Source organism: Bifidobacterium hominis, from assembly GCF_040095915.1.
GTDB classification, from domain to species: domain Bacteria; phylum Actinomycetota; class Actinomycetes; order Actinomycetales; family Bifidobacteriaceae; genus Bifidobacterium; species Bifidobacterium hominis.
In genome coordinates this window covers 60,591-76,692 of record NZ_JBBMFR010000006.1, presented here as the reverse complement: position 1 = coordinate 76,692, position 16,102 = coordinate 60,591, and the positions used below count along the sequence as shown (strand labels likewise).

12 protein-coding genes and 1 CRISPR repeat array are annotated in these 16,102 nt (G+C 54.3%); of the genes, 4 read left to right on the top strand and 8 right to left on the bottom strand.

Annotated features, from left to right (window positions below):
• Positions 1-130: 130 nt before the first annotated feature.
• The 4 genes from WMO36_RS05655 (at position 131) to WMO36_RS05640 (ending at position 4,241) form a co-directional block, all read left to right on the top strand.
• Positions 131-979: a patatin-like phospholipase family protein gene (locus WMO36_RS05655; protein ID WP_055063547.1), complete on the top strand. Its 849-nt coding sequence runs from the start codon at positions 131-133 to the stop codon at positions 977-979.
• A gap of 13 nt (positions 980-992) precedes the next feature.
• A complete protein-coding gene (locus WMO36_RS05650; RefSeq protein WP_081019095.1) occupies positions 993-2,009 on the top strand; it encodes a LysR family transcriptional regulator in 1,017 nt (338 codons plus the stop codon).
• A gap of 200 nt (positions 2,010-2,209) precedes the next feature.
• Positions 2,210-3,436 (top strand): MalY/PatB family protein, encoded by a 1,227-nt coding sequence (locus WMO36_RS05645; RefSeq protein ID WP_349077107.1) that lies wholly within the window; start codon positions 2,210-2,212, stop codon positions 3,434-3,436.
• 136 nt (positions 3,437-3,572) lie between these two features.
• On the top strand, positions 3,573-4,241 hold the full coding sequence (locus WMO36_RS05640) for an alpha/beta hydrolase (RefSeq protein WP_349077106.1): 669 nt from the start codon (positions 3,573-3,575) through the stop codon (positions 4,239-4,241).
• 990 nt (positions 4,242-5,231) lie between these two features.
• Positions 5,232-5,627: a CRISPR direct-repeat array (repeat unit 29 nt; unit sequence GGGATCATCCCCGCGTATGCGGGGAACAC).
• 55 nt (positions 5,628-5,682) lie between these two features.
• On the opposite strand, the gene cas2e is transcribed toward WMO36_RS05640, so the two are convergent.
• The 8 genes from cas2e to WMO36_RS05600 all read right to left on the bottom strand — a co-directional run bounded on the left by cas2e (position 5,683) and on the right by WMO36_RS05600 (position 15,795).
• On the bottom strand, positions 5,683-6,042 hold the full coding sequence (cas2e, locus tag WMO36_RS05635; protein WP_117784041.1) for a type I-E CRISPR-associated endoribonuclease Cas2e: 360 nt from the start codon (positions 6,040-6,042) through the stop codon (positions 5,683-5,685).
• A complete protein-coding gene (gene cas1e / locus WMO36_RS05630; protein WP_302164757.1) occupies positions 6,036-7,076 on the bottom strand; it encodes a type I-E CRISPR-associated endonuclease Cas1e in 1,041 nt (346 codons plus the stop codon). Before cas1e ends, cas2e begins: the two co-directional genes overlap by 7 nt.
• 6 nt (positions 7,077-7,082) lie before the next feature.
• Positions 7,083-7,775, bottom strand: a complete 693-nt coding sequence (gene cas6e / locus WMO36_RS05625) for a type I-E CRISPR-associated protein Cas6/Cse3/CasE (protein WP_349077103.1) — start codon at positions 7,773-7,775, stop codon at positions 7,083-7,085.
• A gap of 13 nt (positions 7,776-7,788) precedes the next feature.
• A complete protein-coding gene (gene cas5e / locus WMO36_RS05620; RefSeq protein ID WP_117659263.1) occupies positions 7,789-8,538 on the bottom strand; it encodes a type I-E CRISPR-associated protein Cas5/CasD in 750 nt (249 codons plus the stop codon).
• Between the two features lie 18 nt (positions 8,539-8,556).
• Positions 8,557-9,672, bottom strand: a complete 1,116-nt coding sequence (gene cas7e / locus WMO36_RS05615; RefSeq protein ID WP_117659265.1) for a type I-E CRISPR-associated protein Cas7/Cse4/CasC — start codon at positions 9,670-9,672, stop codon at positions 8,557-8,559.
• Between the two features lie 53 nt (positions 9,673-9,725).
• Entirely contained in the window at positions 9,726-10,373 is a 648-nt protein-coding gene (casB, locus tag WMO36_RS05610; RefSeq protein WP_226560003.1) for a type I-E CRISPR-associated protein Cse2/CasB, read from the bottom strand.
• Positions 10,374-11,119: 746 nt separating this feature from the next.
• Positions 11,120-14,431, bottom strand: a complete 3,312-nt coding sequence (ileS, locus tag WMO36_RS05605; RefSeq protein ID WP_349077101.1) for a mupirocin-resistant isoleucine--tRNA ligase — start codon at positions 14,429-14,431, stop codon at positions 11,120-11,122.
• A 353-nt stretch (positions 14,432-14,784) separates the two neighbouring features.
• Positions 14,785-15,795: a LacI family DNA-binding transcriptional regulator gene (locus WMO36_RS05600; protein WP_349077100.1), complete on the bottom strand. Its 1,011-nt coding sequence runs from the start codon at positions 15,793-15,795 to the stop codon at positions 14,785-14,787.
• Between the last annotated feature and the right edge of the window lie 307 nt (positions 15,796-16,102).

Here is a 16,102-nt window from a genome sequence, read left to right as displayed (position 1 = left end):
TTGATTATTCGCAGATATCTTACGTCGTCCTTCGATAAGAAATGACCGAACACGCAGAAATACGTCAATTAGACCGCGTAAAGTCAATTGAACCCGCAAAAGGGACGGACGGCGAAAGGACGGGGCGCATATGGCTCACAGGACGGCAATGATCGACGTCGGCGGCGGTTTCCGCGCGATCTACGGTGCGGGCGTGATGGACCGCATGCTTGAGGACGGCATCAGCGTCGACCACTGCTATGGTGTTTCCGCCGGCAGCGCCAACATGGTTTCGTTCATCGCGAAGCAGCATGGGCGCAACCACACGTTCTACACGCAGTACGCGTTCCGCAAGGAATACGCGAGCTTCGACAGCTATGTCAAGAACCATAATTTCGCCAACCTCGATTACGTGTATAGCACGCTCAGCAATCATGATGGCGAAAATCCGGTTGACTACGCGGCTTTCGAAGCCAACCCGACCGGTTTCACCGTGGTTGCGTGCAACGCCGAAGACGGCTCCACGAAGTATTTCGGCAAATCCGACGTGGGCTACGACAATTTCGACATCCTGAAGGCGTCATCAGCGGTGCCGGTAGCTTGCGAACCGTATGCGATCGATGGCGTCCCCTATTACGACGGCGGCATCGCCGATCCGATTCCGGTGCAGAAGGCCATCGATGACGGCTACGACCGTATCGTGGTGATACTCACCCGCCCGAAAGACACCGTACGCGAACAGAAGAGGGACATCGGCCCGGCCAGGATTTTGAAGCGCAGCCACCCCGAAGCCGCGGAAAAACTGCTCAACCGTTATCAGACGTACAACGACGAAGTGGCGCTGGCCAAGGAATACGAGCAGGACGGCCGCGTGCTCATCCTCGCGCCGGAAAGCCTGTACGGCCTGAACACGTTGAGCAAGTCGTTCGAAGGTTTGGAACGCATGTACCGCGCGGGCTATGCGGCAGCCGAGGCCATCCCCGCATTCCTAAAAAGTTGAGCACTACCCTCATATGAACACTCCAGCCGATAGCAACACGCGCGAAAACGCCAACACGAACACCGACATCAGCATCACCGCGAATGCCACGGGATTCAGCACGAAAACACTGAACCCGCAGATTCTCGTGACCTTGTGGAATGTGGAACGTTTGGGTTCGTTCTCCGCGGTCGCGCGCGAAACCGGCTGGTCGCAACCGGCCATCAGCCAACAGATCCGCAAGGTCGAACGCGAACTTGACGCAAAACTCGTGCAGCGCACGTCGCATGGCGTGGAATTGACTCCGATCGGCCGTATTCTGGCACGCCACGGGCAGCTCATCGACAATCGCGTCACCCAAGCCGTCAAAGATGTGGAAGAGTACCAGCGCAACGGATCGACGCATATTCGTTTGGTCGCTCCTCCATCGGTATGTTCGTCGTTCGTGGCACGCGTGCTCGTGCATATCAGCAAAACGTCCGACATTCGCGTGAGCCTCATGCAGATGGAGCCGCCTGAGGCCATGGAGGCGTTGGAACAGGGGCTTGCCGATTGCGCGATCATCTTCCAATACAATTCACTCCCCGCTTTGGCCGGACCGGACGATTTGGAAGTCGCTCCTTTCGGTGTCGATCCGCTGATGCTGCTGATCGGCGCGAACAATGCGATCGCGCGCCAGTACGAAAGCTCGCACCTGCCGGTCCAATTGGTTTCGGCACGCGGCGAACAGTGGATCGCCGGCTGCGAAACCTGCCAGGCGAATCTGGTGTCGTTGGCGCGTGCCGCCGGCTTCACACCGGAAATCACACATTCGACCGACGATTTTTGGGCCACGCAGAATCTGGTGGAAGTTGGCATGGGCGTCTCGATCATATCTCGCTTAGCCACAACCGCTGGAATCCAACCCGATTTGGCCGCACTGCCAATCGCCGACAACAACGCATTCCGCACAGTCTGTTTCGTCACAAGAAAAGCGGACGACCGACCGGCAGTGACCCGCGTCAAAGACGAAATCGAAAGGGCATCACACCAGTATTTGGAAAACATTTGATTCATCGTTTGATATCCGTGCTTATTCGCAATCGCGGAATACTGCAGCAAACAATTGTTTCCAGTATTTTGCTATATCATCATAATCAGATTAATAATTGAATAGCAAAAGCATCTGATATAAGAAAACTTCATAACAGTCTTTGCTTTCAGTACAAGAACACACTGTTCGTGCAAGCATCGGTACGTCATGCTGGAACCATGGAAGAAATCATGGAAATGAAGCATCGTACCGGTTCCGGCTTTGACGCCGACGCCATCGACCACACCACCGCAGCCGATCTTGCCGCAGTCGGCTCCGACAAGTGGACACGCTACCCCGGCTGCATCGGCGCGTTCATCGCCGAAATGGACTACGGCCTGGCTCCCTGCATCCAAGAAGCCATCGACAACGCCTGCGACCATTGCAAACTCGGCTACATTCCCGAACCCTGGAAACAGCGCGTGGCAGCAGCATGCGCAGGATGGCAACGCTCGCATTACGGATGGGATGTCGATCCGAGCATTATTCGCGTGGTTCCCGACGTACTCGAAGCTTATGAGCTTTTCCTGCGTGAACTGGTCGGTGCGGGCAACAGCGTGATCGTGCCGACGCCTGCCTACATGCCGTTTTTGAGCGTTCCGAAACTGTACGACGTTGACGTGATCGAAATCGAAATGCTGCAAAGCGGCGACGCCGAAACCGGAGAGGCGCAATGGGTGTTCGACTTCGACGCCATCGAACGCGCGTTTGCGGCCGGATGCCATGCGTTCGTGCTCTGCAACCCGCACAACCCGATCGGCAAAGTGCTCACCTTGGAGGAGGAGCTGCGTCTGAGCGATCTTGCGACACAGTATGACGTGCGTATTTTCAATGATGAGATTCATGCGCCGTTCGTGTTTGAGGGCAAGCACATTCCGTTCCCCACCATCAGCGAGCAGGCCGCATTACAGTCGATGACCGCTACCAGCGCGTCGAAATCGTTCAATATTCCGGGCACGAAGTGCGCGCAGGTGCTGCTTACCAATCCTGCGGATCGTGACATGTGGGCGGTCAAGGCGGAGTGGAGCGAACATCAGACCGCCACCATCGGCGCAATCGCCACCACCACCGCATATAACGAAGGCGACCTGTGGTTCCAGGATGCGTTTGCCTATGTGCGCAGGAATTTGGCGTTGTTCGACGAGCAGATACGTGAAAGGTTCGCCGGCGTCGGCTATATCAAACCGCAGGGCACATATATCGCATGGCTTGATTTCTCGCCGCTTGGCATCGACGATCCGGCCTCATACTTCCTTGAGAAGGCGCAAGTGGCGTTGACCGACGGGCGTTCATGCGGCGAGACCGGTGCCGGATGCGTGCGCGTGAACATAGCAATGCCGTATCCGCTGCTGGTCGAATGCCTGGACCGCATGTATGGCGCGTTGCATGCGGATGGATTGCTGTAAACTTCGCCACATATTCAGTGTTTTCCTCAACCAACGGCAGCATAACGGTGAACGTCGTGCCCTTCCCCACTTCGCTGTCCACCGTTATGGTGCCGTTGGAAATCTGCATACTATCGACATGCGATGGGAGGTTGATATGCGTTTGAACGTGAGTACCAGCATTGAGACGTCCGCCTGCGAAATAGTCGGCGATGATCTGCTGTTCTTGGGATTTCATGGATTCAGCAATGATGAAAATGAGATGATCCGCATTATTGATGCGATTTATGATGTTCCGAAGCGAGACGCATCTTCAACGGACAACTCCATTGCTCCTGCCCAGCATCCGAATTATCTGTCGTTCCAAGGCACGTACGAACGTCCTTACATCGGAAGCTACTACTGGTATCCGGATGGATGTTCCGTAGGAGAGCGTCGACGTGAGTGCAGTGCCGTGGGCGACGCCGTCGTACGATTGCTGGATTCGCCCGCATACGCGCATTTCCGCAAGGTACTGATCGGGTTTTCGCAGGGCGGATACCTGTCGTATCGCATGGTTGCGGAACATCCCGATGCGTTCGACATGGCGATTCTGATGAGCCCATCATTCAAAGGCGAAACCGCTGAGCCTTTGCCCGCGACCGGACGCACGCGATTCGCACTCTGCTACGGCAGCGAAGACCGCACAATTCCTTTAGCCGACCAACAGTGCGCGCACAACAAACTTGCGCAAACCGGCAATCTCACCTACTTTGAATATCCGGGAATGGGCCACGGCATCTGCAATCAGGAAATTCGTGACCTACGTGCCTGGCTGGGATTGTGATATGCGCTGCGTGAGGAGTCCTGCGCATCTGAGACTCCGCTCGCGTGCCCATGAACTCGTTTTCACCCCCTCGGATTGTCATTGAAACCAACTCGGAACTCTCGATACACCCCAATCGTCGAAATTTATGGACATATACCCAGTTCATCTGAACTGAACCGCGATATCTGGCTTATATATGGCACATGTCATTCGAGAAAAGCCACTTAGAGGGCATGTTTTTGGCGCTTTTCGCACGAACACCTGCCATATATAAGCGAGGTACACTATCCAATAGACATAATCGCCAGTCAAGAGCTGGGGAACTGGCTCGATCTTTGACTCCAGGACGGACCCCTCCCGTCGTGCGCCGTCGGCATGCTGACCGCGCACGAATTAATGTCGTAGGTTTTCTTGTCGTTCGGCATTTCATCGACCGCCATCCGCTTATGCTTTCTGAATCCAACCGTGGACTCGTCATCAACGCTCCGAACACCAGGAATCCGGATCACCGAAGCGAGATACAACCGGTAATCGCAAGCGCGCCCCTCATTATGCTCGACAGAAAGCTATATGCAGGTCGAAGTTTTAATTAAAATCATCCCCACGTATGCGGGGAACACTTACAGGCGGCTCCGCTGGTCTGCTTCGGTATCCAGCCATGTTGCCTTGCTTTTCTCGGTTGTGGGGTATGATTTTGCATTGCCGGAAGTCCCCGTGCAGACTTGAGATAACAGCCGATTCGCGCGGGCTTGCTTCCGGTTTTTCATGCCTCGGGGATCATCCCCGCGTATGCGGGGAACACTTCGTGCCGACGATCATGGGCAGCGTATCCTTGGGATCATCCCCGCGTATGCGGGGAACACTGCTGGATCGCATGGTGGCTCATCGGCATGCCGGGATCATACCCGCGTATGCGGGGAACACAGCCTTGGCTGTGTTATGATTGATGCTGATAAAGGTCTCATTGACACCATTTGGTGACATTGAGGCCTTTATCGTGCTCTGGTGAGGGATCATCCCCGCGTATGCGGGGAACACTTGCTAGAGACACTTTTTGCCTTTCTAACGTGGGGATCATCCCCGCGTATGCGGGGAACACGGGCGTGTGGAGCCGACGAGCAACGATGTCACGGGATCATCCCCGCGTATGCGGGGAACACGAGGTGCTGTAGAGTTGCGGGACGTTGGTCATGGGATCATCCCCGCGTATGCGGGGAACACCGACCCATTGCACTGACCTTTTGACGGTCACGGGGATCATCCCCGCGTATGCGGGGAACACCGTCATGCCGTAAGGCCCATGCCAGATCTGCCGGGATCATCCCCGCGTATGCGGGGAACACTTGTGCAGGAGCTGCTGCTCGACGTTCTTGCGGGGATCATCCCCGCGTATGCGGGGAACACACTAAGAGATTATAGCAATTTCGTGGTTTCTAAATTCATGTCATTCGTTTTTCATTTAGTTTGAATACTTCTTCGCCTGCCGATACTTACTGGCATTACTCCATCCACGGTGAAGAGCACTACCAAACGACACTTCCTTTGGACCAGAAGGACGTTTTACAAGCTCCAAGCCTTCACAGTCTGTCGGAGACCACTCAGCTCCATGCACTTTAAAAGCAAGATGCTGCTCATTTCGAGCCGAATAAACCATAATGGCACGACCGTTCTTTGAGAGTTCAACGATTCGCTCCCACAGTTTTTCACGAACACGTGCATCCAAATGCCCCACAAACACGCCTGGCGATATTTCCAATAGCCATCGAGTAAGGTCACCGCGTAAACCCACCGGGCATGCCGTTAATACAATAACTACCATTCCTCATATCCCCACTCATCATCGGCATAGGATTTTCCTGCAGATACTTCTCCCAGCCGTTCATCCCACAGTCCGACATGATCCCCAGCGCTCTGAACATCATCGGAGGAAGATTCTCCCAATAACGTGCGAATGTCTTTCACCATTCGTTTCAGCAAACTAAGATCGTATATTGCATCGCGAACGTTATGCCGTACTGCCGATCCAACATCCTCTGGTTGAGTTGCCGCCGTTTCGAACGCAACCGGAATCGACAATTCAGCCTTATAAAGATCGGCTATATCGTAGACGAACGACCGCTCATGACCTACATGTACGAAACCTAACCCCGGAGAGCAACCTAGCGCCACTATTGCGGCATGCGCCAGACCATACAGACATGTATGGGCAGCAGACAAGGCTTTGTTAATCTCCGAGCCAGCCATGAAATCATCATGATCATACGTTCTTTTGTCCCACTCCACTCCGGTACGAGCGGAACACTCACGGTACACCCGCCGTATACGCGCTCCCTCGCGGCCCCGAAGCTGTTGCATGGTCAGACCACTCACATCTTCGCCGGGGAAACGCATTTGGTACATCTGGCGCGCAACATTCAATCTCTTCCTCGTGTTAGACACGAGAGCCGCCTGTCTTTGCAGCAGTACAGAAGAATGCGTCAATGGTTTGCCGAAGGCATACATACGAACGCCACGCTCCCCTACCCAAATCACAGTCGCGCCGTTCTCCCCTATGACCGTCATCGCCTGATGTGTCACGCGCGTTCCAGGCCCCAGCATCAACACGCTCAGCGTCGCTGCAGGAATGTGGGTAACGCCGGCACTATCCGTTGCGGTAATGGCATTGTCATCACGCCCGATGGTGCAATGTTCGAAATACGCAAACGACAGACGGTCTTCCGCACGGACAAGTTCACTAATCTCCGGTGGTGGAGTACCCATGTGAGAGTGCCCGTTTTTCTTCGGCTGACGCTCCGCCGCCTCAACATAATCGTCTGTAAGATTGTCGCCGTCTGTCGTTTGCACATTCATCATTCGCCCTTAATTGTTCAGATCCGGAGCAATTGTCAACAATCCACATCCGAAACCTTTCGCCCTTCCTATGCCTTGGCAAAGAGTCTTGCAGAACAGTTCCGCATCGGTGACCTCCAAGCATCCTTCAAAAACCACTGTGACCAAAGTAACGGTTGCATCAGCACGTTTGAAGTTCTCCTTATGACGTTCCCTCACCACCACGTCAGGTCGATCATTCTGGTCGCACAGAATGGCGAAACCATGGGACGCCGAACGATCGATCAGCCACTGCAACTGCTGACCAACGGTAACGTGGCCTTGCACCTTGCCAACGATTCCGCCGTTCCTGCGCCTCCGCCCCCTATCTTCTTTTGCCTTTCGGACTGGATTCGCGCGAAGTTTGAAATGCCACCGTTGTCCTTTAGCGATACGCTCAAGCAACGGCTCATAATTCTTCGTTTCCCACTCCGCATGCATCGGCCAACCAGCCTGTTCGACGATATGCATGAAGTCAGGTTTCTCCGGACTCACCACATAGAGCCAAACACCGTTATCGGCCACAGACGTGTCCAGCCTCCACAGGATACGTCCTTCATCGTTGTTTCGAACTGCATTGGGAGGGAATGCGCATTCCACTGCCGCATGCAGCTTATATGGCGAACTAATAAGCTGCCGAGCCCCGTAACGCGCCTTGTTCAAGGCTATTCTCGAGATAAACATCGTTCTTTCCTACCTAGATGAAGTTCATCGGATCCGATTCACCGGTAGATTCAAAGGAAGGAGGCCGAGTATCGTCCTTCTCGCCTTCATCCACGGGCTTATCCGGGTTAGGAATGCGGTAATGATGCACCGCACGATTCGCATAGCGTCGCCCCTCCCGGCTGAAACTTAGCGGCAAATCCGATTGCGTCGTTACGTTTTCGACTTCTTCAGCATCGCAGACGATTTCCAAATCCGGATACTTGTAACGTCTCCGATACCATTCCGAAGCGTGCCACACCTCGGAATTCAGAGCCTGGCGAATATCTTCATACTCATCGTGGATGCCCAACGACAACGGATAATTCGGCGGGCACGAACGCCTACCTAGATAAAGCGGCCATTTCGGCGAATGAATCGCATTATCCAACGTTTCCAACACCGAATGATCAGCACCCAGCGCGACCAGAAAACAGGCGTCCGCCAGATAATACCGATAAGTCGGCGACATCTCCTTATCGAACTTCCTGGAATTACGTTTCCTTGTCAGGGATTTTTCGGTCTGAAAATCACGGATTACCCTACCGCGTTGCTCGACACGCACACCAAACGATATACCTAGTAAATCCTCGATGGAATCCTCCCGGGTACGTCCCTGCGCCGAAGCCAGCATGCCGATCACACCGCTTTTGGTTGGCTCGTTACGAGTCTCACGCCGAACGAATCGCGAAGAATCGCCCCATGACTGCAATGGTCCGGCCAATTGCAATAATAGAACGCTCATTTCAACTCCTTCCGAGCATCACGCGGAATACGCGGCGCTCAGCGTTTCTCGCAAGCTCTGCTCAAGCTCCGGCAGCGTAACCTGTTCACTCCATTCATCCAGACTGGGCACAGAACCACCGGACACAACATGCCAAGCCTTCACCGGTTCCTCGCCGTAGTTGATACGAATCTCGTTCAACCTGTCGCCCAGTCGTTCGATGCCTTGTCTGGAGACCGAAATCCCATCCTTCCTCTTGATGGGATTCTCAAAGGCGTCAGCTGCGCTAATCGGCTGTGAATCGCGAAGCACGATCACAATATCCTCAGGAAGTGTGTGGTTGGCGAACGTATTCTGCTTGCCGGAGGGCATAGACTTGACAAAGGCTTCCACGAAGGCGGAAACTCCTTCCACCATTGCATCAGCATCCTGCAGCTGATCCCTCAACGCATCAACGTTCAACGTCGCGTACCGATACAAAGTCGAGGAGTTGAAACCAACAGTATCGATCATGGCAGCACCGGCATTGTCGTCCGATGCACAATCATCAACAGCAGTGAAGTAATCATATTCAGGCGTAATCTGATCGATGGAGAACGCATGGGCAACCTGAGCCGAGGCATCCGTATTCAAATCTGGAGCATCAGCCAGCATGCGGCCAAAGCAAGCGATATCGATAGCCTGCTTACCATGGAACACTGCAGCCACCTCCTTCTTCAACTTCGAGGGATCCTTCCCCTCATCGAATGCGGCAATCGCGATATCAGCCAGCTGTTCAACTTCACGGTTAGCGATGAAAATCAAATACTCTGTAGCAGCTGACCCCTTGTCTGCTCCAGCGCGATCGGATGCCTTAACCTTGACACCCGTAGCAGTCAGCACTTTCTCTGCCAAATTATTGGCTTCTTCAGCCAAATCCAGCCTTTTCTCAGCAATAGCATTACTGATCAGCGCCACCGCGCTCTTAGTACGCTTCCCCATCTTGCTGCTGTCCAGCTTGCTACCGAACATCTCGCGCATGGCACGCTTCCAAGACTGACTGGACACACGAGCTCTCAGCGCTCCACCAACGTATGCGGTTTTCGGGCTACCGGTATCATCTCGGTTGATATTGCTCGGCGGCACCTGCTGAAGGCAATGGATATCTACGAACATGATTTTTCTCCTAATCGGTTTATTGTGAAGATGTTTTTGAAAATGAATGATGATTACTTGTCGGCCTTTTGACCACTTTGCGCTGACGGGAACTTGGAGTAGTAATCCCTGCCCCATCGTTGGAACACGGACCCACGGCTATCAGAGAACTGCAACAAATACAGATCGCTAGCCAAGGAACCATAATCAACCTGAATATCAGTGTTGCGCATCAGCATGATAAGAGCGCGCATACTGCGAACGATTCCGTTGAAATCGGGTGCATTCTCCGCGACTCTCAATCGTCGCAGAATACCTTTCGCACTGTCCGTATCAGGTTCAATCCTTCTGCACGCACGCCCAAAAGTCATACGTAGGCTTGGATCGCTCTGAAACTTTTGCGCGACTCCCTGTTTTTTCGAACGCTGATGCACTGCATATAACCCCAGCGCAGCTCTGATTGCGTTGCTCTGGCGCTCGAATTCAGGTGAATTATCCGCTGGCTCATCAAGCTCGGTCGGCCAATTCGAAAACAGTTCGTCGCCAATCAGCATCCAAGACGGGGATGCCCCATCCAGGTCCCTGTGCAATCTCGAGAGTCTAGCCCTACCCCTCGCGTTGCTGCCGCTGCCTGAGACATAATCACGCTGCACGTCATAAACCAGACTGGCAGCATATTTCCCAACAGCTTTCACCTTATCGTATCTTGATAACGACGCCATAGTCATTTCCTCCTTTGGTCAAGTGCGGTCGAAACCCTAGTCTGAGATACGACCAAGTTCCTTGTTCAGCGATCCGCGGAACAACAATTGTGCAAGAGGGGCGCTCATTACGCCGAACCTTCCGGATTCGTGTTCTTCGAAAACCGGCACTGGCGACTGACTCAGGTAATCCCGTCCCATCATCAGCAACATCCGATGGACTTCATCCAACCACGCATTGGAGTACGCCACGGGATTTTGAGACTCATCGAAGTTTGCCAATCTGTCACGGAAAAGCATGTCAAATCACAAAAAGAAACACGCGTATGCATATTGCGGTGAGGAAAACGAGCGAAAAACGGGAACCGCGCGAGCGCGATTCCCGGTGTGCGACTGCTTCTCAAATGTGTGCTTGACTCACATGGATGGTACTGAGAACCATTCGCGTAACGATCTGTTTCCACATGCGAGTCGTACGCGCAATGCGATCACATATGTAAAGTGCGCGCCGACATAAATTACATGCTTACGGATACAGATCAAGTCTGCAAGGCTTGAAGCCACGGGTTCACTGTAGCTTCATGTTTGAACATTTCATGGTCGATTGTTCAGTTCCGCCAAAAGACAGACAAAAATACCGATAGAAGACCACCAAAAGACCATTTAAAAAGGTCCCGAACCTTCCGAAATAATCCATCGAATTCGGGACCTATTATGCTAGCGACCGTTCAGCTGTCAGCCATCAGCCAGGCCACCTGTCAGACCATTCAGGCCTTGGCAACCTCAACGTTCAGCTCATCGCCGGCAGTCACTTCAAAAGAGGTGGCGAGCGTTTCGGAGGAGACAAGTTCCTTGAACTGTTCGACCTTGGCCACGTCTTCGGCAGGCACAACGAGCTTCAGTGCGATGCGGTCGGAGATCTGCAGATCGGCGGCTTTACGGGCATCCTGCACAGCGCGAATCACGTCGCGCGCATAGCCTTCGGCGATCAGATCATCGTTCAGCTCGGTGTCGAGGATCACGAAGCCACCGGTCGGCAACGCGGAGGAAACGGAGTTGGCAGCCTCTTCGGCGTTCTTCTCCTCCACGCTGTTAATCAGCTCATATTCGCCTTCCTCAAGCACGATTTCACCGTTCGGAGTCTCACATACCGGAGCGCCTTCGGCGTTCACATGCCATGCGCCGGACTTGGAAGCCTTGATGGCGAACTGCACGTCCTTGCGAAGACGCTTGCCTGCCACGCGAGCGTTCACGCGCAGCTCGTTGATGATCTTCAAGCCTTGGGTTTCGGCATCTTCAAGCGTGCACAGTTCAACGTTCTTCACGTTCAGTTCGGACTTCAGGATCTCGTCGTATGCGGCCACGGCGGCAGTGTTCTCCACCACCACGGTCAGCTTGGACAGCGGCTGGCGCACACGGATCTGCTTTGTCTTACGCATAGACAGAGTGCCGGACACGACCTCGCGCACCTTCTCCATCGCGTCAACCAGAGCCGAATCGTCAACAAGCACGCGGCCCAGTTCTGTTGCCTCTCCGGTCTGCTCGTCGGCAAGGAACGGCCAGTCGGCCAAGTGCACGGATTCGCCACCGGTCAGACCACGCCACACTGCTTCCGCTTCCATCGGAGCAAGCGGTGCGATCACGCGCATGAATGCTTCAAGCACGGTGTACAGCGTATTGAACGCGTTCTCATCCTCGTTCCAGAAACGGTCACGATTGTTGCGGATGTACCAGTTGGTGAGCATGTCAATGAAATCAGACACTGCTTCGCATGCGTCGGAAATCAGGAAGTCATCCAGCGAGCTTTGCGTCTTCTCGATCAGTCGGCGGGTACGTGCCAGCAGATAACGGTCCATTTCCGGCAGTGCGGCAACCTCATCGGCATGCAGTGCACGAGCATCGAACCCGGCACCATTATTAGCAGCGTTCGCATACAGGGTGAAGAAGTAGTACGAGCTCCACACCGGCAGCATGACCTGGCGAACGGTGTCGCGAATGCCATCGGCGGTCACAATCAGGTTGCCGCCGCGCAGAATCGGCGAGCTCATGAGGAACCAGCGCATGGCGTCGGAACCGAAATCGTTGAACACGCCGTTCACATCCGGGTAGTTGCGCAGATGCTTCGACATCTTCTGGCCGTCGGAGCCAAGCACGATGCCATGGCAGATCACGTTCTTGAACGCCGGCTTGTCGAACAGGGCGGTCGCCATGATGTGCTGCACGTAGAACCAGCCACGGGTCTGGCCGATGTATTCCACAATGTAATCACACGGGAAATGCTGTTCGAAGGTTTCCTTGTTTTCGAACGGGTAATGGTACTGGGCGAAGCTCATGGAACCGGATTCGAACCAGCAGTCCATCACGTCGCTGATGCGGTGCATATGGCTCTTGCCGGTCGGATCGTCCGGGTTGACGCGCGTCAGCTCATCAATGTACGGGCGGTGCATGTTGACATTGCCCTCATGGTCGCGCGGATAGTCACCGAAGTCGGCCTTCAGCTCCTCCAACGAACCGTACACGTCCACGCGCGGATACTTAGGATCATCGGACACCCACACCGGAATCGGGGAACCCCAGAAACGGTTACGGGAAATGGACCAGTCACGTGCGTTGGCGAGCCATTTACCGAACTGGCCGTCCTTCACATTGCCCGGAATCCAGTTGATCTGCTGATTCAGTTCGAGCAGACGGTCCTTGATCTTGGTGACAGACACGAACCAGGAGCTCACCGGCTTGTAGATCAGCGGAGTGGCGCAACGCCAGCAGTGCGGGTAGGAGTGCACGTAGCTCTTCTCCTGGAAAAGGATCGCGCGCTGATCTTCCGGAATGCGCTCCAACGGGCCGTCGCCGGCACGCAGGTTACGCAGGATCGGCTTGTTCGCATCGAACACATACATGCCCTCGTAATCCGGGCACAGCGAAGTGAACTTGCAGCCCGCGTCGAGCACATCAACGCTCTTGATGCCCTTGGCGTTGAGCGTATTCATATCGTCTTCACCGTACGGAGCCTGATGCACGAGGCCGGTACCTTCAACGGTATCGACATAGTCGGCGGTGAAGATCTGATAGCCTTCCGGACCCGGAACCTTGCCTTCGACGGCGTTCTCGTCGCCTGCAAAGTACGGGAACACCGGGTAGTAGCGCCAGCCTTCCATCTCGGCACCCTTGAGCTCGCGCACGATCTCATAGTTTTCGCCGAGTTCCTTGGCGTAGGAGCCGAGCAGTGGCTTGCCCAGGTAGAACTTCTTGCCCGCGAACTTGCCTTCGGTCGGACGCACTTCCACATAGTCGATGTCGGCACCGACCACGATGGCGAAGTTGGTGGGAACGGTCCACGGCGTAGTGGTCCAGAACACCGCGTAGGCGTCTTCCTCGTCGCGCAGCTTCACGGCCACGGACACGGTGGTGTCTTGACGATCCTGATACACGTCGGCATCCATGCGCAGCTCATGCGCGGAAAGCGGCGTCTGATCCTTCGGGCAGTACGGCAGCACGCGGTAGCCCTGATACGCGAGGCCCTTGTCGTACAGCTGCTTGAACGCCCACATCACGGATTCCATGTATGGAATGTTCAGCGTCTTATAGCCATGCTCGAAATCGACCCAACGTGCCTGACGGTGCACGTAGTCCTTCCACTCGTTGGTGTACTTGAGCACGGAGGCACGGCAGGCATCATTGAACTTGTCGATGCCCATTTCCTTGACCTGATCGACCGAATCGATGCCCAGTTCCTTCTGGGCTTCAAGTTCGGCCGGCAGACCGTGCGTATCCCAACCGAACACACGATTGACCTTGTGACCCTTCATGGTCTGGTAGCGCGGAATCACATCCTTGGCGTAACCGGTCAGCAGGTGGCCGTAGTGCGGCAGACCGTTGGCGAACGGCGGACCGTCGAAGAACACGAATTCGTTCTGGCTGTGATCGCCGGAAGGACGGCGTTCAATGGACTTCTGGAAGGTGTCGTCCTTCTCCCAATAATCAAGGACGGATTCTTCCAGCTTTGGGAAACTGGGGTTCGGCGCTACATTGGCGCTCTGCTCACCCGCAGCTGCCTTCGGATACACGTTGTTTTTGCTCACCGTATCTCCTCGTAGGTTCTTACTATTTGTCTCCTACGAGGACGATGGCATCGCGCCCATCCGGACGCCGCCACCGCGGTACCACCTCGTTTGCCATGCTTTCGATTGGCGCACGACCGCTTGTATGTTCGGCTATTCGGGCCTTCCCGCCGGTTCTAATAAGTCGCATGATACGACCGTTCTTCCGGAAGCTCCCCGCTGATAACGGATCATCGCTCTCATTTCGGTTGCAACTATAGCATGCAGCGCGAACTATTTCGCTTGTTTTTCATGATTATGGACGATTCTTTAGTAGGATTCACAAGAATGAAAAAGTAAAAAGAAACACCAGACGCGTAACGTCTTAAGCATCACTATTTCGCAGGCACAAAACTGTCACGCGCCACCAATGACGTCGACAGATACACATGCTGACGAATCGTACGCTTGCCAGAAATGGCGTCGCCCAATGTCAAGGTCGCAACGCGCGCAAGCTCGTTCAGATCAATGGAGAAGGTGCTCAATGGTGGCGAAGTCAACTGCGAAATCGTCTGATTATTGATGCTGATCACGCTGATGTCACGCGGCACCAGCACGCCAACCGCATTGAATGCCTGTAGCATGCCCACCGCGATCACATCGGCGGCGACAATCACGGCATCCGGTAGCACACCATTATGATCGCGCACGAACCGCTCCCCCAAAGCACGTCCGTTGCTCACCGTGAACAGGCCGTCGGAATACACGAGCCCGTCGGACTGAATGCCGAAACGCTTCGTTTCACGGCGGAAATACGTGGCACGGTTCTCCTCGTCGGCCTCATAAAAGTTCATAAGGGAGCCCTTGCCACCAATAAATCCAACACGTTTCATGCCCTTGGCCGCACACGCCGCAACCGCATCATGTATGGTCTGCTGCAAATCAGGTTGCACGGAATCGAACAGATTCGGCGCCGGATTCACATCAATGAACACGCCATACGGCATGACCCTGTGCAGCCGTTCCAATTCCTTCTCGCCAATCTGGTCGGCGCCGATTACCATGAAACCGTCGAACTTGGAACCGGACGCAATCATGTCATTGAGGTTGTGGAACACCGTCATTTCCATGCGCTGCTGCTCAGCATTGCGATCGAGCGCCGAACGCAAATCAGTGAAATAGGAGTCACGCAACGCTTCTTCGGACTTCTCATTATCAAGCAGCGCGACCTCATGAGGAATGACGATGCGTTTGGTCTGCATGCTGTAGCCGAGATCTTCACTCGCCTGAATGATCTTACGACGCGTCTCCTCACGCACGGAAAGAGTGGGATCCCCATTCAGAAGTCGAGACACCGTAGCCTGAGAAAACCCGGTACGCTGCGCAATTTCTTTAATCGTCGCCATGTCTCGCTCTCCAATTTAGTAAATCGTTTACTTCATGAAAGGATATCCTATTATTGACTTCCTGCCAAACCAAGTGAGATTCGTGAACGGTCATGCGAAAGGCACGTAAAATCGTTGCTCATGCAGCAATCCCATGAACAAGCAGCCAATCAGCCTGTGCAGAAAACCGGCTGGCCGCAGCCAAATAGCATGCGTTTCACAAGCAAAGCAAAATCCCTTGCTTCGAAACCGCAATTTCAAAGCAAGGGATTTTCCAGAGGATCCATGCCGTTTAAAGCCACTGGTCACAAAGGTGGCATCAGCAGGC

Excerpts from the sequence above, each read along its gene's own strand:
- WMO36_RS05655 (WP_055063547.1), top strand. The coding sequence starts at position 131 with ATGGCTCACAGGACGGCAATGATCGACGTCGGCGGCGGTTTCCGCGCG.
- WMO36_RS05650 (WP_081019095.1), top strand. The coding sequence starts at position 993 with ATGAACACTCCAGCCGATAGCAACACGCGCGAAAACGCCAACACGAAC.
- WMO36_RS05645 (WP_349077107.1), top strand. The coding sequence starts at position 2,210 with ATGGAAGAAATCATGGAAATGAAGCATCGTACCGGTTCCGGCTTTGAC.
- WMO36_RS05640 (WP_349077106.1), top strand. The coding sequence starts at position 3,573 with ATGCGTTTGAACGTGAGTACCAGCATTGAGACGTCCGCCTGCGAAATA.
- cas2e (WP_117784041.1), bottom strand. The coding sequence starts at position 6,042 with ATGGTAGTTATTGTATTAACGGCATGCCCGGTGGGTTTACGCGGTGAC.
- cas1e (WP_302164757.1), bottom strand. The coding sequence starts at position 7,076 with ATGATGAATGTGCAAACGACAGACGGCGACAATCTTACAGACGATTAT.
- cas6e (WP_349077103.1), bottom strand. The coding sequence starts at position 7,775 with ATGTTTATCTCGAGAATAGCCTTGAACAAGGCGCGTTACGGGGCTCGG.
- cas5e (WP_117659263.1), bottom strand. The coding sequence starts at position 8,538 with ATGAGCGTTCTATTATTGCAATTGGCCGGACCATTGCAGTCATGGGGC.
- cas7e (WP_117659265.1), bottom strand. The coding sequence starts at position 9,672 with ATGTTCGTAGATATCCATTGCCTTCAGCAGGTGCCGCCGAGCAATATC.
- casB (WP_226560003.1), bottom strand. The coding sequence starts at position 10,373 with ATGGCGTCGTTATCAAGATACGATAAGGTGAAAGCTGTTGGGAAATAT.
- WMO36_RS05600 (WP_349077100.1), bottom strand. The coding sequence starts at position 15,795 with ATGGCGACGATTAAAGAAATTGCGCAGCGTACCGGGTTTTCTCAGGCT.